Here is a 20,570-nt window from a genome sequence, read left to right as displayed (position 1 = left end):
TCAGTACAGCAGGTCGACCAGGCCCAGCGAGATCCAGGGCATGTAGGTGATGGCGATCAGGCAGGCCAGCACCACCAGCACGAAACGCATCAGCCAGGGCAGCAACTGATCGATCGACAGCTTGGCCACCGCACAGGCGGCGAACAGGTTGACGCCGAGCGGCGGCGTGAACATGCCGAGCGCCAGGTTGACCACCACGATCAGGCCGAAGTGCACCGGGTCGATGCCGTACTGCATGGCGATCGGGGTGAAGATCGGTGCCAGCACCAGGATCGCCGCCGAGGTCTCGATGAACATGCCGACGATCAGCAGCATCACGTTGACCGCCAGCAGGAAGGTGATCGGGCTATCGAACACCTGCGTCACCCAGGCCGCCACCTGGGTGGGCAGGCCGGAACGGCTGATCAGGAAGCTGAACAGCGCCGCGGCGGCGATGATCAGCATCACCGCGGCGGTGGAGATCACGCTCTGCTTGAGGATCGGCACCAGCTCGTCCAGGTTCAGCTCGCGATACACCAGCCCGCCGACCACCACCGCATAGACCACCGCCACCGCAGACGCCTCGGTGGGGGTGAAGACGCCGCCGTAGATGCCGCCGATCACCACCACCGGCATCAGCATCGCCGCCCAGGCCCGCTTGAAGGCGGTGGGCAGGTCGTGACGGTCCTCGCGATCGCGCAGGCCATAGCCGCGCAGCTTGCAGAACACATAGAGGAACAGCAGCAGCGCACCGCCGATCAGGAGACCCGGGCCGATGCCGGCGATGAACAGCTTGCCGATCGAGGTATCGGTGCTGACGCCGTAGAGGATCAACGGGATCGAGGGCGGAATCAGCACGCCGAGTTCCGCCGAGGAGGCCTGGATCGAGGCCGCCAGCGGTCTCGGGTAGTCATGCTTGACCATCGCCGGGATCAGGATCGAGCCGATGGCGAAGGTGGTCGCGACGCTGGAGCCGGACACCGCGGCGAACATCATGCAGGTCAGCACGCAGGTCATGGCCAGCCCGCCCTGCACCCCGCCGACCATCGCCTTGGCCAGGTCGACCAGGCGCCTCGAGATCCCGCCGGCCGCCATCAGGTTGCCGGCGAGGATGAAGAAGGGAATCGCCATCAACGGGAAGTTGTCGATGCCGACGAACATCTGCTGCGGCACCAGCAACAGCGGCAGACGCGAGAAAAATTCGATGCCGATGATCGAGGCCAGCACGATCGAGACGGCGATCGGCACCCCGAGACTGAACAGGATGATCAACGACAGACCAATGGCCGCATTCATGGGCGCACCTCGTCTTGCGAATGGGTCACCGCCGCCGCGTCGTCACGTGGGGCGCTGGATTGGCGTGGGGAAGGCGATTCGCTGTCGGGCGTGGGCGCCGCGACCTCGGGGGTCTCGCTCTCCGCCGGGCCGATGGTCTCGCGGCCGGTGACCTGCGCGAGCAAGCGCGCCAGCACCGCGATCAGCGCGAAGGCGGCCCCCACCGGCATGGCGGCATAGGCCCAGGCGATCGAGACCTCGAGCCCGGAGAGCATCTGGGTGCGCACGCGCAGGGTCATGGAGGTGCCGTAGTGGATCAGCACCACGAACACGATCAGGCAGCACAGGGCCACGAAGGCCTCGAGCCAGATCAGACGACGCGCCGGGAGCAGCTTGTAGATGACCTCGACGGACATCATGAAGCCGCCACGGAAACCGGCCGCCGCGCCGAGGAACACACACCAGATCATCGACGAGCGGGAGATCACCTCCGACCAGGTCGAGGGCGCATCCAGCACGAAGCGGGTGACCACCTGATAAAAGCCCAGGGTGACCGAGACGATCAGCATCGCGATCGCCGCCATCAGGGCGATCCGGGTGGTCAGGCGCTCGAAGCGCAAAAAGAGCTCCACCATCACATCCACCATCTTCTAGGGAGAACCCGGTGCCGGGCGGCACCGGGTCGGGGTGTTGCCAGCCTCAGCAGCTGCTGGCGCGGATACGGTCGAGCATCTCGCTACCGTACTGCTCGGTGTAGATCTCGTAGGCGGGCTGGACGGCCTCCTGGAACGGCGCCTTGTCGATCTCGGTCTCGACGGTCATGCCGTTCTCGCGCAGCAGTTCCACGCCTTCACGCTCCAGGCGCGAGACCTCCTCGCGGGTGGCCTGAGCAGACGCCTGGGCGGCCTGGTCGAACCAGCCCTGCTCTTCCTCGCTGAGGCCATCCAGCAGGATCGGCGAGCCGAGCACGATGGCCGGCGAGTAGACGTGGCCGGTCAGCGACAGGTGGTCCTGCACTTCCCAGAACTTGGTCGCCACGATCACCGTGATGGGGTTCTCCTGGCCGTCCACGGTGCCCTGCTGCAGGGCGGTGAAGACCTCCGGGAAGGCCATCGGGGTCGGGTGCACGCCCATCTGCTCGAAGGCCGCCATGTGCACCTTGTTCTCCATGGTGCGCACCTTGAGGCCCTCGGCGTCCGACGGGGCCTTCACCGCCCGCTTGCTGTTGGTCATGTGGCGGAAGCCGTTCTCCGACCAGGCCATGCCCACCAGGTTGTGATCGCCCATCTTGTCGAGCAGCTCCTGGCCGATCTCGCCATCGAGCACGCAGCGAGCCTGGTCGTAGTCCTTGAACAGGAACGGCAGGTCCAGCACGTAGGATTCCGGCACGAAGTTGCCGAGCGGCCCGGTGGAGGTGATGACCACGTCGACGGTGCCGATCTGCAGCCCCTCGATCATCGCCCGCTCGCCGCCCAGGGCGCCGGACGGGTGCTCGGCCACCTCGAATTCGCCGCCGCTCAGTCGCTCCAGGGTCTCCTTGAAGGCATCCGCGCCCACCGAGTAGTGGGAGCTGTCGGACAGGGTATGCCCCAGGTTGATGGTCTGTGCCGCCTGGGCATTCATGGCGCCGAGCGCCAGGGCCGCGGTGGTGAGGCTGCCGATGGCAACGGACAGGCTGTGGCGTGCAAACTTGGCTTTCATTGTTATGACCTCTTGGGTTGCAGAGACACGCTGGGGTTTCCCTCGACGGCGTCGAGGTATCAGTCACGCTCGCCGAGATAGCTCTCGACGATGTCGCGAAGGTTGGCATCGCCCTGGAAGCCCAGGGCGTGGGCACGATTCGTTGCGAAGCGGGACGGCCAGCTGGCGACGATGGCCTCGATGCGCGGATCTGGCTCGTGGCGCACTCGTGCCAGGGCCTCCTCGCCTCCGGTCTCCCGTAGCGCTTCGAGCATCTCGGCGACGCTGACCGTGATCCCCGGCAGCATCAGCGCCCGGGAGGGGCCGAAGGCCTGACCGGCCACCTCGGCGCCATGGATCAGCGCCTCGGTCACCCGGCGCGGCGACATCACGAACAGCTCGAGCTCGGTCGGTACCGGGCAGACCGCGTCCTCACCGTTGAGGGGCTCGCGCAGGATGCTCGAGGCGAAGCTCGAGGCCGCAGCATTGGGCCGCCCCGGACGGATGACGATGGTCGGCAGGCGCAGCACCCGGCCATCGATCAGGCCACGGCGGCTGTAGTCGGTGATCAAGAGCTCGCACATGGCCTTCTGGGTGCCGTAGGAGCTCTGCGGCGTCAGCGCGGTCATGTCCTCGACGACGTCCGGCAGGTCGCCGCCATAGACTGCCACCGAACTGGCCATGATCAGGCGCGTGGTGGCGAGCTTGCGGGCCCGACAGCCCTCGAGCAGGGCCCGAGTGGCCTCGAAGTTGACGGTGAGGCCGAGATCCAGGTCGGCCTCGGCGGCCGAACTGACCACCGCGGCGAGGTGGAAGATGACATCCGGGCGCTCATCGAGGCTTGCGTCCAGGGTGCCGGGGGCGGCGATGTCGATGGCCCGGGCGACGCACTCGACCCCGGCGATCTCGGGAGCGGAGGCCTCCACCTGGTCGACCAGGGTCAGGCGCGTGAGCGGCTGGCCGTCCAGTTCGCGGCAGGTGGCGAGGGCCTGGACGAGGCGTTGGCCGAGGAAGCCGGCGGCACCGGTGATCAGAACGTGCATGGCAATTACCTGGTTGTTGTCTCGAAAGCTGCTGTATCGAAAACTACGGTAGCGAAAACTACTGTAGCGAAAGCTGCCGTATCGGGGGACGCCTCAATCCAGCAGGCCGTAGTCGCGGCCCCAGCCGAGTCCGGCGCGGGTATCGCCCGCCGGGCGGTATTCGCAGCCCACCCAGCCCTGGTAGCCGAGCGCATCGAGGTGGGCGAGCATCGCCGGGTAGTTCACCTCGCCGACATCCGGCTCATGGCGCTCCGGCACCCCGGCGAGCTGCACATGGCCGATGTGCGGGAACTGTGCCTCCATGTTGCGGATCAGATCGCCCTCGACGATCTGGCAGTGGTAGAGGTCGAACTGCACCTTGAGGTTGTCGGCGCCGACCGCCTTTAGCACCTCCCGGGCCTGGCCCTGGCGCTGCAGAAAGAAGTTCGGCATGTCACGGCCGTTGATCGGCTCGATCAGCAGGGTCTTGCCTACCTTCTCAAGCTCGCCTGCGGCGAAGCGCAGGTTCTCCACGTAGGTGGCGAGGTGTGCCTCGCGAGTCGCCGCGTCGGCGCCATCGGGCAGCAGGCCGGCCATGGCGTGCAGGCGCGGGCAATCCAGCGCCTCGGCGTAGCGGATGCCTTCCATCACCGAATCGCGGAACTCGGCCTCGCGACCGGGCAGGCTCGCCAGACCGCGCTCGCCGGCCTCCCAGTCCCCCGGCGGCAGATTGAACAGCACCTGGCTCAGGGCGTTGTCATCCAGGGCCGCACGCAGCTCGCCGGCCTCGAAGGCATAGGGAAAGAGGTATTCGACGCCCTTGAAGCCGGCCGCGGCGGCGGCGGGGAAGCGCTCCAGGAAATCGTGCTCCGGGAACAGCATGCTGAGGTTGGCGGCCAGTCGGATCATGTCGATGTCTCGTTGTTATCGGTCGGTTCGTTCATCCAGCCGGCGCGAGCGGCGTCGGCGCATCAGGGGCGGTCATTGGGCGGTCTCAGTCGCGAGGAAAACGCGCCTCGAGCTCGGCCACCTGCTCATCGGTCAGGCCCCGCGGGTTCTGGCCGCGCAGCAGCAGATAAAGCTTGGCGGTCTCCTCGAGCTCCTCGGTGGCATAGACCGCGGCTTCCAGCGACTTGCCGGCCACCACCGGGCCGTGATTGGCCAGCAGCACGGCACTGTGCTTGCCGGCGAGGCCCTTCACCGCATCACCCAGCGCCGGGTCGCCGGGGATGTGATAGGGCACCAATGGAAGCTTGCCGACCCGCATCACGTAGTAGGCGGTCAACGGCGGGATGCAATCACAGGGATCGACCTCTGGCAGGCAGGACACCGCCACCGAGTGGGTCGAGTGCAGGTGCACAATGGCTTCGGACTGGGGACGTTCACCGTACATCGCCAGGTGCAGCACGCTTTCCTTGGTCGGCCTGTCGCCGTCCAGGTGGCGGCCCTCGCGGTCGAGCCGCGAGATGCGCGCCGGGTCGAGGCGTCCCAGGCAGGCGTTGGTGGGGGTCATCAGCCAGCCGCCGTCATCGAGGCGCACGCTGATATTGCCGCTGGAGCCCATGGTCAGGCCGCGCGCGAACAGCGACTGGCCATGGATGGCGATCTGCTCGCGCAGCCGGTTGTCGTCGCGAACGCTCATGCGCCCTCCTCGCCTGGGTGTGCGGGCTGTCCGGTCTGCTCGGTCAACACCGCGAAGGCCCGGGTGAAGAAGTCGACGCCACCGAAGTTGCCGGACTTGAGGGCCAGCGACAGCGGAGCCTCACGTCCCGCGACCCGGGTCTGGGTCCAGGGCACGCCGGGATCGATCTGTTCGCCGATGCGCAGCTCCTCGACGCCCAGCGCCGAGACCACGGCACCGGAGGTCTCGCCGCCGGCCACCAGCAACCGACCCACGCCCTCGGCGACCAGCGTTCTTGAGATGGTGGCCAGCGCCCGCTCGACCAGTTCGCCGGCCCGCGCGGCTCCCAGGGTCGCCTGGGCGGCTTCGACCGCGTCCGGCGCCGCCGAGGCGTAGATCAGCACCGGGCCGGCATCGGCGCCCGTCAGCCGCGCTCGGGCGAAGGCCAGCGCCTCCTCGATGGGGGCATCGCTCTCGGCCAGCGCCAGCGGGTCCAGGGCGAAGCCCTCGTGACGGGCCAGGAAGTGCTCGACCTGACCGAGAGTCGCCCGGGAGCAGCTGCCGGAGAGCACCAGCGCCGCACCGCTGGCCGGCGCCAGGCGCCCGGCATTCTCGACAGGGGCGAGCCAGCCCTGCTTGCGGTACTCGGCGGGCAACGCCTGGCCGAGGCCGGAACCGCCAGTGACCAGCGGCAGCTCGACCACGGCGGCGGCGATCACGGAGAGATCCCCCTCATCCAGGGTGTCGCAGATCACGTGACGCACGCCGGCCTCGCCGAGAGCGGACAGCCGAGCCCGCGCGGCATCGGCGCCCTCGGCGAGGGTCGACCGGGCCAGCAGCCCCACCCGGTGCGGGGTCTGGTGCGAGAGCACGCGTACCAGGTCGGCGTCCTGCATCGGGTTCAGGGGGTGGTGCTGCATGCCGCTGTCGTTGAGCAGCCGGTCGCCGACGAACAGGTGGCCCTGATAGACGGTGCGACCGTTGATCGGGAAGGCCGGCACCATCACCGTCTGCTGGCTGCTCAGCTGCTCTTCTTGTGGGGTCGGCTGAAGACGCTCCAGGAGAGCATCGGCCACCGGGCCGATGTTGCCGGCATCGGTGGAATCGAAGGTCGAGCAGTACTTGAAGAAGATCTGGCGGGCGCCCTGGCCCTGGAGCCACTCCACTGCCGCCAGGGAATCGCCGACGGCCTCCGCCACGGGGCAGGAGCGGGACTTCAGCGCCACCACCACCGCGTCCACGTCGTCCAGGGCCAGGCCGGTGTCGGGCACACCGATCACCTGCAGGGTGCGCATGCCGGCGCGCACCAGGTTGTTGGCAAGATCGGTGGCGCCGGTGAAGTCATCGGCGATCGCGCCGAGGACGAGGTTGGCTGCGGGCGTCGAGCTCATGAGTTCCCCTCCCCGGCATCGGCGTCATTGGCCGCCGGCAGATCGATGCCGGACAGGTGCTGGTAGACCTTGATCACCGCCGAATCGTCCTCGCGGCCGAAGCCGGCGCCGCTGGCCGCGGTGAACTGCTGCAGGGCACTGCCCGCCACCGGCATAGAGAAGCGCAGCTCGCGCCCGGTCTGGTGCACGATGTTCAGATCCTTGACGAAGATGTCCACCGCGGAGAGCGGGGTGTAGTCGCCCTTGAGGATGTGCGGCACCCGATTCTCGAACATCCAGGAATTGCCCGCCGAGTGGGTGATGACGTCGTAGAGGGTGTCCGGGTCGATGCCCATGCGGATGCCCAGCGCCATCGCCTCGGCGGCCGCGGCGATATGCACCCCGGCCAGGTGCTGATTGACCAGCTTAACGCTGGAGCCCGGCCCCGCGGTGTCGCCGAGGCGATAGACCTTGGCCGCCATGGCATCCAGCGCGGCCTGGCCCTTGGCATAGGCCGTCTCGGCGCCGGAAGCCATCACCGACAGGTCGCCGCTGCGTGCCTTGGCGGCGCCGCCGCTGATCGGTGCGTCGAGCATCTCGAGATTCAGGGCGGCCAGGCGCTCGCCCAGCGCCGTGGCATAACTCGGCGCCACCGTGGCGCACTGCATGACCAGGCTACCTGGCGCCAGGCGCTCGGCCAGGGCGACCTCGCCCGGGGCCGGCGCATCGAACAGCACGCTCTCGACCTGGTCGGCGTTGACCACCACCAGCACCACCACGCTGCACTCGGCGGCGAGTTCGGCGGGGGTCGCCACGCTGCGCCCGCCCCGGGCCTCGAAGGTCTCACGGGCCTTGGCCGAGATGTCGCAACCGATGACCGGCAGACCGGCCTCGAGCATGGCGGTGGCGGAGCCGAGGCCCATGGCACCAAGGCCGATGACACCGATGGATGAGGCGTTTTGTGAGGACACGAGAGACTCCTGCCTGGCGTTGATGGATAAAAAGAGAACGCTCGCCCGAGGAGAAAAACAGACCACTGACGGCCACTGGTGACACCCCGGTGTTAGCGCTACCATCCATATTTAGAGTAGGATGCGAACCGGGGCAAGGCGGGGATGACAAAGCGAGACCAATGTCTAACGCGGCCAGATAACGACACTCGGCGGGTCGATCGCGACAATTCGCGGCAGGCAGGTGAACGGGCCCATCACCCGTCCGCAACAATCATCAGAGGAAGCACTCATGGCCAGTGACAAGCCGCGACGCAGTCGCAAGAAAGCCATGCAGCCAACGCTTGCCGACGTGGCCCGTGAGGCCGGGGTGTCATCGATCACCGTCTCGCGGGTGCTCAACTCGCCGGAGGCGGTGCGCCCCGACACCCGCGCCACGGTCGAGGCCGCCATCGACAAGGTGGGCTATGTGCGTAACATGCTGGCCGGCAGCCTGGCCTCGGCCAGTTCCCGCTTCATCGCGGTGATCGTGCCCTCGCTTGCCAACATCGTCTTCGTCGAGGTGATCGCCGGCCTGCAGGAGGAATTCGAGCGCCATGGCTACCAGATCCTGCTCGGCAACACCGACTACGACATGGATCGCGAGTGCGAGCTGGTGCGCACCTTCCTCGGCTGGTCATCCTCGGCGCTGGTGCTCACCGGCCTGCGCCACAGCGAGGCCTGCCAGCGGGTATTGGATAATTGGGAGCGCCCGATCGCCGAGATCATGGAGCTCGGCGAGGCCCGGGACCTGAACATTGGCCTCGACCATGCCGAGGCGGGACGCACCATGGCGAGGCACCTGCTGGCGCGTGGCCATCGCCGGATCGTCTACGTGGCCGCCCAACTCGAGCGGGACTACCGCGCCGGCCTGCGTTTCGCGGGACACCGGGAAGTGCTGGAGGAACAGGGCCTCGATGCGCCGCTCCTGGACCTGGCGCATCTGGGGCAGTTCGAGACCGGCGCCCAGGCGCTGGAGGAAGTCCTCGAGCACCACCCCGAGGCCACGGCGATCCACTTCGCCAACGATGATCTCGCCACTGGCGCCATCCTGCACGCCCAGCGTCAGGGCATCCGGGTGCCCGAGGAGATCGCCATCGCCGGCTTCAACGGCCTGCCGATCGGCCAGCGCACCACCCCGCGCCTGACCACCATCCGCTCGCCCCGAGAAACCATCGGCCGCGAGGCCGCCCGTCGCATCATCGCCCGGCTCGAGGGCGCGGCCCGGGAGCCCTTGCAGCACGATGTGGGCTTCGAGTTGCTGGTCGGCGAGAGCACCTGAGGCCCGCCCCTAACTAATAATCAGTGCGACTGCCCCCTACCAATGACGCCCGCTGACGGCGCCGAGGCCTACCTCGCCTTGCTCGACGCTCAGGGTCATGGCCAGAGGTACGCTGGGAAAGGCCAGCTCGGTGATCACCAGTCGCCCCTCATCGATGAAGAGCTCCGCCGAGCAGCGATCGCGCAGAAGCTGACAGGCGATACGCCGCCCCCCGGGCAGGAAATGGCGGGTACGGTGGGGAAAGTGCTCGATCAGGTCTGCCGCGGCCGCGACGTCCACCTCGACCGGCGCGGTGCGCTCGACCGTGATGTCCAGCCCCGCCCCGACGCCTTCCAGTCGAACGATCAGGCTGTCATCGCCGAAGGGGCGCAGCGCCACCGCGGCGCCCGTCGCGAGAGTGAGCTGGAACTCGGCCAGCGCGGCCTCGGCCTCGCCGAGCTCCAGCATGCTGCCCGGGGGCGGCCGACGCGGCACGATGAGCGCATCCAGGGCCGCGGCGCTATCACGGACCCGATCCGGGATCGCCTGGTGCAGCACGTAACGTTCGCTTCCTTCTTCACGATGCAGGCTCAGCGTCCGGGGGATCGTCATCGCCCCGCGCCAGTCACCGGTCGGCGTCTGATGCGCGTATAGCCAGTTGCTCATCCAGCCGATTACCAGACGCTCGCCGGGATGATCCGAGAAGCTCTGGGCGGCGTAGCAATCGGCCCCCTTGTCGAACCAGGTGACCGTCTCCGGGGCCTGATGGGGCGTGAAGCGGATCCCGTCGAAGTCGCCGATGAACACCTGGGTGCCGGAGCCGCCGGCGGGGCCGCAGCGCTGCACGCCGACCATCAGCACCCAGCGCTCCTCGCCGCTCTCAAGACCCGTCCCCTCGCCTTTCATGATGGGCAGCGGGAAGAGATCGGGACACTCCCAGGCCAGTGCGTCGTGGGCGCCAAATTCGGCGCCGAACACCGAGACTTTCTTCCAGCCGGCGCCGCCGCGGGTGCGATAGATCCCGAGTTCCTGCCCCTCGCTGAGGATCATCACCCAGTGCTCGCTTTGGGCATGCCAGAACACCTTGGGATCGCGGAAGTCCTGAAGGCCCGGGTTGTCGAGGATCGCCGCCTCGCGAACCTGCCAGCTGCGGCCGCCATCACGGCTGGCCGCCATCGCCTGGGACTGATGATCCCGCTCGGGCGAACCGCCCGGCAGATGGCGGGTGAAGAAGGCCACCAGCGGCGTAACCATGTCCGCGCGCAGGGTGCCGCATTCGGTCTTGCGCGGCGCCGTAGTGATCTCGCATTCCGGCACGAAGGCATGCCGCCAGTCGACCACCGCACTGCCCGAGAAGCACATGCCGCGCTCGTCGGGCGTGAGCGCCACCGGCCGATGGGTCCAGTGCACCAGGTCGCGGCTGCTGGCATGCCCCCAGTGCATCGGCCCCCAGGCGGTGTCATCGGGATGGTACTGGTAGAAGAGATGGTACTGCCCCGCGTGATGCACCAGGCCATTGGGATCGTTCATCCAACCCTTTGGCGGGGTGAAGTGCAAAAGCGGGCGAAATTCCGGCGAGGAGGAAGCGGCATCGGTCATAGCAGGCTCGCGGCGATGATGACGTCGAAACGAAGGAGGCATCGACCTACTGAGGGCGTCGACGCGAAGGCACCGACCCTACCACCTTGGTCGCGGACTACCTAGCGCCCGCCTAGGGATGCTGCGTGAACTCTTGTAGCCACCATTCATGAAAAATCCACAACGCCAAGGCCCCGCGCAGGAGCGCGAGGCCTTTCGGGTAGGCATGATTCAGGCGTCGACTGCGCGAACCTGGCGCGAAGCCAAGCTCGTCAGCCGATGGTGCCGCCGCCCTGACGGGTGATCACCACCACCGAGGGACGCGGCGGCATGCCGTCCTTGAAGTCCGGCCAGCGGGTCGCCGGGTCCTCGAAGGAGGATCGGCGGCCTTCGCGGCCCGGGAAGGCCTCGGTGCCGTCGGAGGCGGGGTGCTGCACGGCGACGAACAGGGCGCTGTCGTCCGGGCTGAAGCAGGGCCCACACATCTCGGCGCCCAGCGGCACGCGGAAGAACATCTTGCCGGTGCCGCGGCGCTCGCCCTGGGTCTCCATGGCCCAGACACCATCGGCGGTGCCGGACGTGGCCCAGTTGCTGCCCTGATCGGTGGTCACCCACAGCCGGCCGCGATGGTCGACGGCGCAGTTGTCCGGGGCGGCGAACCAGCCATTCTCGCTGGTGGCCGGGTTCCACATGGCGCCCACTTCGGCCTTGGCCGGGTCGCCGCACTTGACCAGGATCTCCCAGGCGTCGCGGTTCGCGGTGTGGTCGCCGCCTTCGGTAGCGATCTCGATGATATGGCCGAAGGTGTTGTCGGCGCGCGGGTTGGCGGCGTCTTCCTGGCCCGGCTCGCGCTTGGTGTTGTTGGTCAGCATCACGTAGACGCGGCCGGTCTCGGGGTTGGCCTCGACATCTTCCGGGCGATCCATCGGCGTGGCGCCCAGGACATCGCCGGCGAGCCGTGTCTTGATCAGCACCTCGGCCTGGCTGGCGAAGCCGTTCTCGGCGGTCAGCGGGCCCTCGCCGTGGACCAGCGGCAGCCACTCGACCTGGCCCTCGGCGTCGAAGCGCGCCACATAGAGGGTGCCGTGATCCAGCAGGTCACGGTTGGCGGCCGGGTTGGCGGTGTCGACGCCGTCGCGGCTGACGAACTTGTAGAGATAGTCGAAGCGCTGGTCGTCGCCCATGTAGACCACCAGGCGGCCGTCGCTCGAGATCACGCTGGCCGCGCCCTCGTGCTTGAAGCGCCCCAACGCCGTGCGCTTGACCGGGGTCGAGGTCGGGTCCATGGGGTCGATCTCGACCACCCAGCCGAAGCGGTTGGATTCATTGGGTTCCTTGGCGATGTCGAAGCGGTCGTCATAGCGGCCCCAGGCATAGCCCATGGCCGGGATGCCGTAGCGCTCGAGCAGATCGGCGTTGGGATGGCCGGCGGCGTCGCCCATGAAGTAGTAGTGGATGTTCTCCTCGCAGGTCAGCACCGTGCCCCAGGGCGTGGTTCCTCCGGCGCAGTTGTTGAGGGTGCCGATGACTCGCTTGCCGGACGGGTCGGCGTTGGTGCGCATCAGCGCATCGCCGGCGGCGGGACCACTGATCGCCATGGCCGTGGAGCGCGGGGTGATGCGGCGGTTGTACTGGCTGTCCTGAAGGTACTGCCACTTACCATTCTGGCGCTTGATCTCGACCACCGAGAGCCCGTGGGCGGCCTTCTCGATCTCGGTAAGCTCCCGGGTCAGGCCGGTGAAGTCATGCTTGTCCAGCGGGCCGGGCAGGTCCGGGAACATCAGTTCCTCGTTGGTGTACTCGTGATTGACCACCAAGAGGCCGTGATCTGGGTTGCCGTCGAGGGGCAGGAAGCCGATGTAGTCGTTGTTGTAGCCAAACTGGCGCTCCTGAGCATCGGCGGTCTGCTTCTGCGGATCGAGCGCCTTGGCATCGGCGAACAGCGGGTCCCCCCAGCGGATCAGCACGTCGGCGTTGTAGCCTTCGGCGACGTGGTGGGTGGTGTCGACGCCGTGGGCGATCTCCTCAAAAGCGAAGCGGTCGGCCCGGCCGGCCTCGCTGGCGATGGCGGCGGTCAGCGGGTTCATAGCGCCGATCGCGGCGACTCCCAGGCCGCCAACGCTCATGCCCTTGAGGAAGCCGCGGCGCGAATAGCGCCTGGCGATGATGTCACCGAGCGGCTCGCTGATCGCCGGGTTGCTGGGGGTGTCTTCGGCATCTTCGAAATGGGCGCGGCGGTTGAACACCATGGGGGTCGTCCTCTATCAGCCAGGGGCAGGTCGTGTCGGGCTGATAGCATGCCGCCTGCCCCATGACAGCGGCGTGATGCTCAGATGGCAGTCATGTGGCAGTCTGGTGTCAGTTCCGTGTCAGGGACGCTCCGCCGCCTCCCAGCTCAGCGTCGGCCGTGACGGCAGCTCGCCGTCGCGCTCTGTGGCTGCGTTGGCGTCCTGCTCTTTCTCACCTGGTTCTTTCTCAACTGACTCTTTCTCAACCGGCGCTTTCTTGCCCGTCGAGTCGGCCGCCTCGCTGCCCTCTACCTCGCTGCCAGGCTCAAGCTCCAGCCGCGCCCGCGCGGTGAGCTCCCGAGGCAGCTCCTTCTTCACCGCCACACCGAGCTCGCGGAACTCATGGGTCTGCTTGATCAGGTTGCCCTTGCCGGCGCTCAGCTGGTTCATGGCCTTGTCATAGCTCAGGCGGGCGCCATCGAGCTTCTTGCCGACGTCTTCCATGCTGGTGAGAAAGACGCGCAGCTTGTCGTAGAACTTCTCGGCGCGGCTGGCAAGCTCCGCCGAATGACGGCTCTGGTCCTCGAAGCGCCACAGCTGACGCACGATGTTGAGGCTGGTCAGCAGGGTAGTCGGGGTGGCCACCAGCACATTGTTCTCGATGGCCCGCTGGTAGAGGCTCTCGTCGTGCTTGAGCGCCTCGACGTAGGCAGATTCGACGGGGATGAACATCACTACCACCTCCGGCGAGTTGAGCCCCGGCAGGTCGTAGTAGTGGCGATCGGCGAGCTCGGTGATGCGATCGCCGACGGCCCTGCAGTGCTCGGCGAGGGCCTGATGGCGCTCGCCGTCGCTCTCGCCGTTCACGAACCGGGTGTACGCAGCCAGCGACGTCTTGGCGTCGATCACCAGATGCTTGTGCTGAGGCAGGTAGACGATGGCATCCGGGCGCCGGCGGCCATCCTCGGTGGTGAAGCTGACCTCGCGGTCATAGTCCTTGCCCCGGCGCAGGCCGGCGCCATCCAGCACGTTTTCGAGCATCAGCTCGCCCCAGTTGCCCTGGATCTTCTTCTGGCCCTGCAGGGCGGTGGTTAGCTTGTCGGCCTGGTCGGTGATCGCCTGATTGAGGCTCTGCAGGTGCTGGAGCTCGGTGCGCAGCTGCACCCGTTGCTCGCTCTCCTGCTGGTGGATCGACTCGACCTTCTCGCGAAAGCCCTTCATCTCGTGCTGGATCGGCTGCAAGAGGCCGGTCAGGCGCTGCTGGGACAGCTCGGAGAAAGCCTTGCCCTTGCGCTCGAGGATCTCGTTGGCGAGGTTCTCGAACTCCTGCTTGAGCTGATCGCGGCTCTCCTTGACCAGGGCGAGCTGCTCGTCGAAGTGCTGCTGCTTCTGGGAGAGCGTGGTGGTCAGCTCACCGTGGGTGGTCTTGAGCCGGGAGAGCTCCTCGGAAAGCGCCTCCCGAGCCGCCTTCTCGCGCTCCCACCAGGCCTGGTAGTTGACCAGCGCCGCCTGCTTCTCGTCGCGCTGGGTGCTCGCCGTGCGCAGGCTCTCGCGCAGGTCCGCGACCTTCTCCTGGCTTTCCTCGAGGGCCTGCTCGAGCCTGGCCCGCTGCGACTCCGCCTGCTCGAGGCGCGCCTCGCGCTCCGCCAACCGCTCGTGGAAGCCGTCCGAAAGCGCCGCCTGGTGCTCCCGCAACCGGGCCAGCGATTCGGTAAGGGTGGCGGTCTCCTGACCCAGCGCCTGCGCCCGCTCACGGGACTCGGAAAGCTCGTCGTTAAGCCGCGCGCTCTCCTGCGCGCGGGCCGTGAGGGCCTCCCGCACGCCGGAAAGCTCGGTCTCGAGCCGCGCCCTGGCAAGCTCGGCCTGAGAGAGTGCCTCCCCCTTCTCGGCAAGCGTCGCCTCACGCTCGGCGAGCGTCGCGTTCCGGGCCTCGAGGGTCTCGGCCTGACGAGCCAAGGTCTCGCGCAGTGACTCGGCCTGCGCCTGCGCCTCGGCCTCGGCTTGTTTCAGTGCCTCTTTCAGTACCACATGGCCGCGCCGGCGAGCCAAGGTGACGGTCACTAGGGCTCCCAGCGCGAAGGCCACCAGAGCCGCCAGCGCGGCCATCAGTCTCGGATCAAGGGTCATGCATTCGTCCTTGTGATGCGTCGTCGCCGGCAACGTGGGCCGGCAACAGGAGCTGGCCCCGTGAACCGGCGACGCACGCCTCTATCGGCTGGCCTTACTGCACCGTTTCCTGCTCGCCGAAACGACCGGCAAAAAGTGCGGAACTCAGGTAGCGCTCGGCGCTGTCGGGCAGCACCACGACGATATTCTTGCCGCGATGCTCGGGTTGCTGGCCGACACGCACGGCGGCCACCACGGCCGCCCCGCAGGAGATGCCGCAGAGGATGCCTTCCTCCAGCATCAGCCGGTGGGCCATGGCCATGGCGTCCTCGTTGCTGACCTGCTCGACCTGATCGATCACGTCAAGGTCGAGGTTCTTGGGCACGAAGCCGGCGCCGATGCCCTGGATCTTGTGCGGCGCGGGGGCCAGGGTCTCGCCGGCCAGGGCCTGGGTGATGATCGGCGAGGCGGTGGGCTCGACGGCCACACTATGTATCGCCTTGCCCTGAGTCTTCTTGATATAGCGCGAGACGCCGGTCAGGGTGCCGCCGGTGCCCACCCCGGCGACGAAGACATCCACCGCGCCATCGGTATCGTTCCAGATCTCGGGGCCGGTGGTGGTCTCGTGGATGCGCGGGTTGGCAGGATTGTCGAACTGCTGGGGCATGAAGTAGCGATCCGGCTCGGCCGCGGCGATTTCCTCGGCACGGGCGATGGCGCCCGGCATGCCCTTGGCGGGCTCGGTCAGCACCAGCTCGGCGCCCAGCGCCTTGAGCACCTGGCGCCGCTCGAGGCTCATCGAGGCAGGCATGGTCAGCATCACCCGGTAGCCGCGGGAGGCGGCGACGAAGGCCAGGGCGATGCCGGTATTGCCGCTGGTCGGCTCGATGATGGTCATGCCCGGCGTGAGCAGGCCGCGCTCCTCGGCGTCCCAGATCATCGCCGCCCCGATCCGGCACTTGACCGAATAGGCCGGATTGCGACCCTCGATCTTGGCCCAGATGGTCGCGCCCTCGCTGACCCGGTTGAGACGGACCAGCGGGGTGTTGCCGATCGAGAGCGAATTGTCGTCGTGGATGTTGGCCATGATGCCTTCCCTGGGTGGTGTATGCATGAAGTAAGATTCAGCCGATCATAGCACCGGCTGAGTCTTGTTAGACACGTCGGCCATGCGGGCCTCGACGAAGGTCCGGTAATCCTGAGCCACGCAGTCGGCGTACGTCACCGCCAGGGTGCTCACCACCTCGATAAACGGCTCCAGCCGGCCGTCGAGGCGCTCGCAGACACTGCGCGCGAAGCGCGCCGGGTCGTCCTGATTGAGCGCACGGGCACCCCGCAGGTGCTCGCGAGCGAGGATCCGCCCCCACTGCTTGACCAACTGGCGGTAGGGCTTGGCGCCATCGAGCTTGTGGGTCGGAAAGTCTTCCTTGAACGGCGAGCGCTCGCGCACCGAGAACACCCGCTCACCCAGATGCAGCCAGCCCAGATAGATATCCGGATGCTCGGCGATGGCGCGGAAGGCCGCAGCATGCCGTACCCCTTCGTGGGGAAAGGTCGCCTCCCAGGCGCGCCTCTCGGCGGCATTCATCTTGCGAAAGCCTTCCGGCGGGGTCTGCTCCTTCACATCGAGAATCACGTCGTCGTGCTCGAGCCCGCGCCCACCCTCGATCAGCACGTAATAGCGCTCGACCCCCAACGAGCCGGTGCCGGCATCCAGCCGGGCAGCGGTGTCCTTGACCCGGAAGTGATCCTCCGGGGCGGCGGCGCGGGCGCCGGCCAGGGTCTGACGGTATTCGGCCTCGATCGCCTGGCGAAGGGCCTGATCGAGCGGGGCCGGCAGCGGGGCCAGCTTACCGGGACGCTCGGCGAAGCAGCGCCCGCCGGCCTCGAGCCGGGTCCACTTGTCGAGCATACGGGCGCGGCTCTGCTTGGAGGTGACCTTGTCGAGGAAGGGGGCCAGCGGCCCCTTGGCGGTCTCCTGGGTCACCGCCATGGGCACCTCGCCGCGCACGTGCCCGGCCAGCTCGTCGTGATAGCTCTCGAGCAGCTTCTTCAGCGCCTTGCGGATGCCCTTGCGCGACAGGCCGACGTTCTCCCGGGCGTCGAGCACCAGGCTGATGGCCAGCCGCCACAGGTCGTACTGATAGTCGCCGATCAATGCATCGTCGAAGTCATCCATGCCATAGCGCACCGCATCGTCATGATGCCCGTAGGCGCCGAAGTTGTAGGCATGGGCATCGCCCTGCAGCCAGGTCTGGGTCTCGGGCAGGCCGCCGAACAGCGCGAAGCGCCAGTCGTGCCAGACATCGTCCCAGTAGAGATGATTGGTGCCGCGAAAGAAGCGGTACGGCGACGCGGCCAGCTTTGAAAACTTGGCCTGACGGTCCGCCTTGCTGAGGCCTGCGTTGGCGGCATCGATGGCATCCAGCACCTGCTGGGGGCGGTTGTGGCGCGTCAGGGGCTGCGACATGCGATGTATCTCCTCGAAAAAAGGGCAATGACCGGCGTCACTGCCGGAAACGGCCGGTCGCTCCATGGTAGGGACGGATATCGTTCGATGATATGACAGCCATGCGTCGGATCAGCATGAGGATGTCACCGCCGTGGTGCGCGGGGTATGATCAGTGCATTACGCTTCGATCATGTGCCATCCGTAGAAGGCCACGCCCCATGCCGCACTCCTTGCCGCTGCTTGCCGGTCTGATCCTCGCGCTGCTGCTCGCCGGCTGTACCATCAATACCTATCCGGACGGCCATCGCGAGACCGTGCTCGGCGCCCCTGGCGACGAGACACCCACGCCCTACTCACCGGGGGTGGTCCTCGACGAGCATGGCGAACCACGCGCGATCACCGACGCGCCGCGCTGACGAACTGATATAAACACCCTGATACGACGCACGCACTCAAGATACGACTGCAGAGACGGGCGTGAGACGCCAAACCGGCCTGCCCCACGAGGATTCGCCATGGAATGGACCCCCGCTACGCTCTGGCTCGCCGCCGCCCTGGTGCTCGGCCTCGCCGAGCTGACCTCCGGCGCCCTGCTGCTGCTGGCGCTGGCCATCGCCGCCGCCCTGACCGCCGGCATCGCCGCCCTCGGGCTCCCCTTCACAGGGCAGCTGCTCGCCATGGGCGTGCTCGCCGGGGTGCTGGTACCGCTCACCATCAAGGTGATCCGGCCGCGCTTCTCGCCTCGGGGGGTGGCCTATGGCACCACTGGTAGCGGGGTGGAAAACGGCCGTCACTATCTGACCCTCAATCGCGACTTCGACGGCGCCAGCGGCCTCAAGATCAACGGCGACTTCTACCGTCTGCGCGTCGCCGACAGCGCCACCACGCACCTGCCTCCGGGCACAGAAGTCATCTTCAAGGAATTCGATGGCACCACCGCCATCGTCACGCTGGCATCCGCCGCCGTGTCATCACAGGAGCAGTGAACATGGATCTTCCGTTGAGCCCGGGGCTGATTCTCAGCCTTATCGTCGTCGTCATGGGTATCCTGATCATCGCCAAGGGACTGGTGATCGTGCGCCAGTCCGAGGTCATGGTGATCGAGCGGCTGGGCTCGTTCAGCCGGGTGCTGGAGAGCGGCATCAACATCATCATCCCCTTCATCGAGCAGCCCCGCGCCATCACCATGATCCGCTACAAGAAGATGGGCGAGGAGTACCTGCCGCTGACCACCGACGAGGTCCGCATCGATCGTCGCGAGACGGTGATGGACTTCCCCGGCCAGCCGGTGGTGACCACCGACAACGTCACCGTGACCATCAACGGCGCCCTCTACTACCAGATCATCGACCCCAAGCGGGCGGTCTATGAAGTCGAGAACATGAGCCAGGCGGTCGAGGTGCTGGCCAAGACCACCCTGCGCTCGGTGGTCGGCAAGATGGAGCTCGACAAGCTGTTCGAGTCCCGTGCCGAGGTCAACAACGAGATCCAGGCCTCCATGGAGGAACCGGCCTCGAAGTGGGGGGTGAAGATCTCCCGGGTCGAGGTGCAGGACATCGCCATGCCCGAGGAGGTCGAGTCCGCCATGCGCCTGCAGATGGCGGCCGAGCGCAAGCGTCGCGCCACCGTCACCGAGGCCGAGGGCGAAAAGTCCGCGGCCATCGCCATGGCCCAGGGCCAGCGGGAGTCGGCGATCCTCAATGCCCAAGGCGACAAGGAATCCGCCATCCTGCGCGCCCAGGGCGAGCAGGAGTCGATCAAGCTGGTGCTCAACGCCATCGGCGAGAGCGAAGAGAACAAGCGCACCGTGGTCGGCTACCTGCTCGGCCAGAGCTACATCAAGGCCCTGCCGACCATGGCCAAGGACGGTGAGCGGGTCTTCGTGCCCTACGAATCCTCGGCGCTGCTCGGCTCGATGGGCATGTTCCGCGAGCTGGCCGGCTCCCCGGAAGACACCGTGGGACAGCATCTCAAGGCCAATGCCAGCCAGACCGGCCTGCGCAGCGGCATGCTGGGCGGGGCCAGCAGCGCCGGCTAGCGCCATGTTCGACTTCAAGGAACTCGAAGCCTTCGTGTGGATCGTGCGCCTCGGCTCGTTTCGGCTGGCGGCGCACCATCTTCATCTCACCCAGCCCTCGGTGTCCGACCGCATCGGCAAGCTCGAGGCGCTGATCGGCGAGCGCCTGCTGGAGCGATCCCAGCGGCCGGTCAAACCCACCGCCAAGGGCCGCCAGTTCTATCGCCATGCCGAACAGCTGCTGGAGGCGCGCCAACGAGCCCTTACGATGCTCGACCTGGAGACCCCCTTCCAGGGCACCCTGCGCCTGGGCGTAGTGGAAACCGTGGCTCACAGCTGGCTGCCCAGCTTCCTCAGCGAGCTGGCCCAGCGCTTCCCCGAGATGACCCTGGAGCTCGAGGTCGACAGCTCGCCGGGGCTCGCCGAGAAGCTCAACCAGCACGACATCGACCTGGCCTTCCTGATGGGCCCGGTGAACACCGAGAACGTGCTCAACCGCTTCCTCTGCCACTACACCATGGGGCTGGTGGCGAGCCCCGCGCTGGGCTTCGACCCAACCCGGTTCTCCCTGCAGCGGCTCGGTACCACGCCGCTGATCACCTTCGCCCGCCACACCCGCCCCTATCACGAGCTGGGCTCGCTGCTGCACCAGCAGGGGCTCGACGGCGTCAAGCTGCACTGCTCGAGTTCACTGTGGACCATCGTGCGCATGACCCTAGACGGGCTCGGCATCGGCGCCATCCCGCCGCGCATCGTCACCCAGGAGCTGGCCAGCGGCACCCTGGTCAAGCTGCCCTGCACCCTGCCCGAGCTGACCTTCACCGCCTGCTGGCCCCAGCACCTCGACAGCACTCTGGCGGAAGGTGTCACGGAGCTCGCCATCGAGATCGCCCAGCGCGACCAGGCGGCCCATGAAGGCGGGTGATATCGCCGCATGAAAAGTTTTTCCGATCAAATGTGATCATAATAATCGATTGGATTTATCGAAGGCG

At 67.2% G+C, this 20,570-nt stretch carries 18 protein-coding genes; 5 read left to right on the top strand and 13 right to left on the bottom strand.

The genetic code is table 11. The features are described from left to right. The 8 genes from IEJ03_RS02890 to ltnD form a co-directional block, all read right to left on the bottom strand. Nucleotides 1-1,275 carry a TRAP transporter large permease gene (locus tag IEJ03_RS02890; protein WP_192036224.1) on the bottom strand — a complete coding sequence of 425 codons (1,275 nt, stop codon included), beginning with the start codon at nucleotides 1,273-1,275 and terminating at the stop codon, nucleotides 1-3. Further along, complete coding sequence (locus tag IEJ03_RS02885) at nucleotides 1,272-1,889, bottom strand: TRAP transporter small permease (RefSeq protein ID WP_192036223.1); 618 nt, start codon at nucleotides 1,887-1,889, stop codon at nucleotides 1,272-1,274. The genes IEJ03_RS02890 and IEJ03_RS02885 overlap by 4 nt, the downstream gene beginning before the upstream one ends. A 64-nt stretch (nucleotides 1,890-1,953) precedes the next feature. Further along, the gene (locus IEJ03_RS02880) at nucleotides 1,954-2,955 is read right to left on the bottom strand and encodes a TRAP transporter substrate-binding protein (protein WP_192036222.1); all 1,002 of its coding nucleotides are present in this window, start codon (nucleotides 2,953-2,955) and stop codon (nucleotides 1,954-1,956) included. A 59-nt stretch (nucleotides 2,956-3,014) separates the two neighbouring features. Beyond that, nucleotides 3,015-3,977, bottom strand: coding sequence for a D-erythronate dehydrogenase (gene denD / locus IEJ03_RS02875; protein WP_192036221.1), 963 nt, complete (start codon nucleotides 3,975-3,977; stop codon nucleotides 3,015-3,017). Nucleotides 3,978-4,070: 93 nt separating this feature from the next. Next, entirely contained in the window at nucleotides 4,071-4,865 is a 795-nt protein-coding gene (gene otnI, locus IEJ03_RS02870; RefSeq protein WP_192036220.1) for a 2-oxo-tetronate isomerase, read from the bottom strand. An 85-nt stretch (nucleotides 4,866-4,950) separates the two neighbouring features. Next, nucleotides 4,951-5,598, bottom strand: a complete 648-nt coding sequence (gene otnC, locus IEJ03_RS02865; protein ID WP_192036219.1) for a 3-oxo-tetronate 4-phosphate decarboxylase — start codon at nucleotides 5,596-5,598, stop codon at nucleotides 4,951-4,953. Continuing rightward, on the bottom strand, nucleotides 5,595-6,968 hold the full coding sequence (gene otnK / locus IEJ03_RS02860) for a 3-oxo-tetronate kinase (protein WP_192036218.1): 1,374 nt from the start codon (nucleotides 6,966-6,968) through the stop codon (nucleotides 5,595-5,597). Before otnK ends, otnC begins: the two co-directional genes overlap by 4 nt. After that, the gene (gene ltnD / locus IEJ03_RS02855) at nucleotides 6,965-7,918 is read right to left on the bottom strand and encodes an L-threonate dehydrogenase (protein ID WP_277950338.1); all 954 of its coding nucleotides are present in this window, start codon (nucleotides 7,916-7,918) and stop codon (nucleotides 6,965-6,967) included. Before ltnD ends, otnK begins: the two co-directional genes overlap by 4 nt. A 271-nt stretch (nucleotides 7,919-8,189) precedes the next feature. Between ltnD and IEJ03_RS02850 the strand changes: the two genes are divergently transcribed. After that, nucleotides 8,190-9,218, top strand: a complete 1,029-nt coding sequence (locus IEJ03_RS02850) for a LacI family DNA-binding transcriptional regulator (RefSeq protein WP_192036216.1) — start codon at nucleotides 8,190-8,192, stop codon at nucleotides 9,216-9,218. A gap of 36 nt (nucleotides 9,219-9,254) precedes the next feature. Here IEJ03_RS02850 and IEJ03_RS02845 read toward each other — a convergent pair whose 3' ends face one another. The 5 genes from IEJ03_RS02845 to IEJ03_RS02825 form a co-directional block, all read right to left on the bottom strand. Further along, on the bottom strand, nucleotides 9,255-10,796 hold the full coding sequence (locus IEJ03_RS02845) for a glycoside hydrolase family 32 protein (RefSeq protein WP_192036215.1): 1,542 nt from the start codon (nucleotides 10,794-10,796) through the stop codon (nucleotides 9,255-9,257). A 251-nt stretch (nucleotides 10,797-11,047) separates the two neighbouring features. Further along, nucleotides 11,048-13,024: a PhoX family phosphatase gene (locus IEJ03_RS02840; protein WP_192036214.1), complete on the bottom strand. Its 1,977-nt coding sequence runs from the start codon at nucleotides 13,022-13,024 to the stop codon at nucleotides 11,048-11,050. A gap of 120 nt (nucleotides 13,025-13,144) precedes the next feature. After that, complete coding sequence (gene rmuC, locus IEJ03_RS02835; RefSeq protein WP_242458029.1) at nucleotides 13,145-15,130, bottom strand: DNA recombination protein RmuC; 1,986 nt, start codon at nucleotides 15,128-15,130, stop codon at nucleotides 13,145-13,147. A 94-nt stretch (nucleotides 15,131-15,224) separates the two neighbouring features. Further along, complete coding sequence (cysK, locus tag IEJ03_RS02830) at nucleotides 15,225-16,196, bottom strand: cysteine synthase A (RefSeq protein ID WP_192036213.1); 972 nt, start codon at nucleotides 16,194-16,196, stop codon at nucleotides 15,225-15,227. A gap of 45 nt (nucleotides 16,197-16,241) precedes the next feature. After that, nucleotides 16,242-17,579: a DUF2252 family protein gene (locus tag IEJ03_RS02825; RefSeq protein ID WP_192036212.1), complete on the bottom strand. Its 1,338-nt coding sequence runs from the start codon at nucleotides 17,577-17,579 to the stop codon at nucleotides 16,242-16,244. 200 nt (nucleotides 17,580-17,779) lie between these two features. On the opposite strand from IEJ03_RS02825, the gene IEJ03_RS02820 reads away from it, so the two are divergent. The 4 genes from IEJ03_RS02820 to IEJ03_RS02805 all read left to right on the top strand — a co-directional run bounded on the left by IEJ03_RS02820 (nucleotide 17,780) and on the right by IEJ03_RS02805 (nucleotide 20,503). Next, nucleotides 17,780-17,977, top strand: coding sequence for a hypothetical protein (locus tag IEJ03_RS02820; protein WP_192036211.1), 198 nt, complete (start codon nucleotides 17,780-17,782; stop codon nucleotides 17,975-17,977). 99 nt (nucleotides 17,978-18,076) lie between these two features. After that, on the top strand, nucleotides 18,077-18,547 hold the full coding sequence (locus IEJ03_RS02815) for an NfeD family protein (RefSeq protein ID WP_192036210.1): 471 nt from the start codon (nucleotides 18,077-18,079) through the stop codon (nucleotides 18,545-18,547). 2 nt (nucleotides 18,548-18,549) lie between these two features. Beyond that, nucleotides 18,550-19,599, top strand: coding sequence for an SPFH domain-containing protein (locus IEJ03_RS02810; protein WP_192036209.1), 1,050 nt, complete (start codon nucleotides 18,550-18,552; stop codon nucleotides 19,597-19,599). 4 nt (nucleotides 19,600-19,603) lie between these two features. Next, nucleotides 19,604-20,503 (top strand): LysR family transcriptional regulator, encoded by a 900-nt coding sequence (locus tag IEJ03_RS02805; protein WP_192036208.1) that lies wholly within the window; start codon nucleotides 19,604-19,606, stop codon nucleotides 20,501-20,503. Nucleotides 20,504-20,570 lie beyond the last annotated feature (67 nt).

Source organism: Halomonas sp. YLGW01, assembly GCF_014840935.1.
Taxonomy (GTDB): domain Bacteria; phylum Pseudomonadota; class Gammaproteobacteria; order Pseudomonadales; family Halomonadaceae; genus Onishia.
The sequence above is the reverse complement of the archived record's forward strand: the minus strand, read 5'-3'. Positions and strand labels throughout refer to the sequence as shown.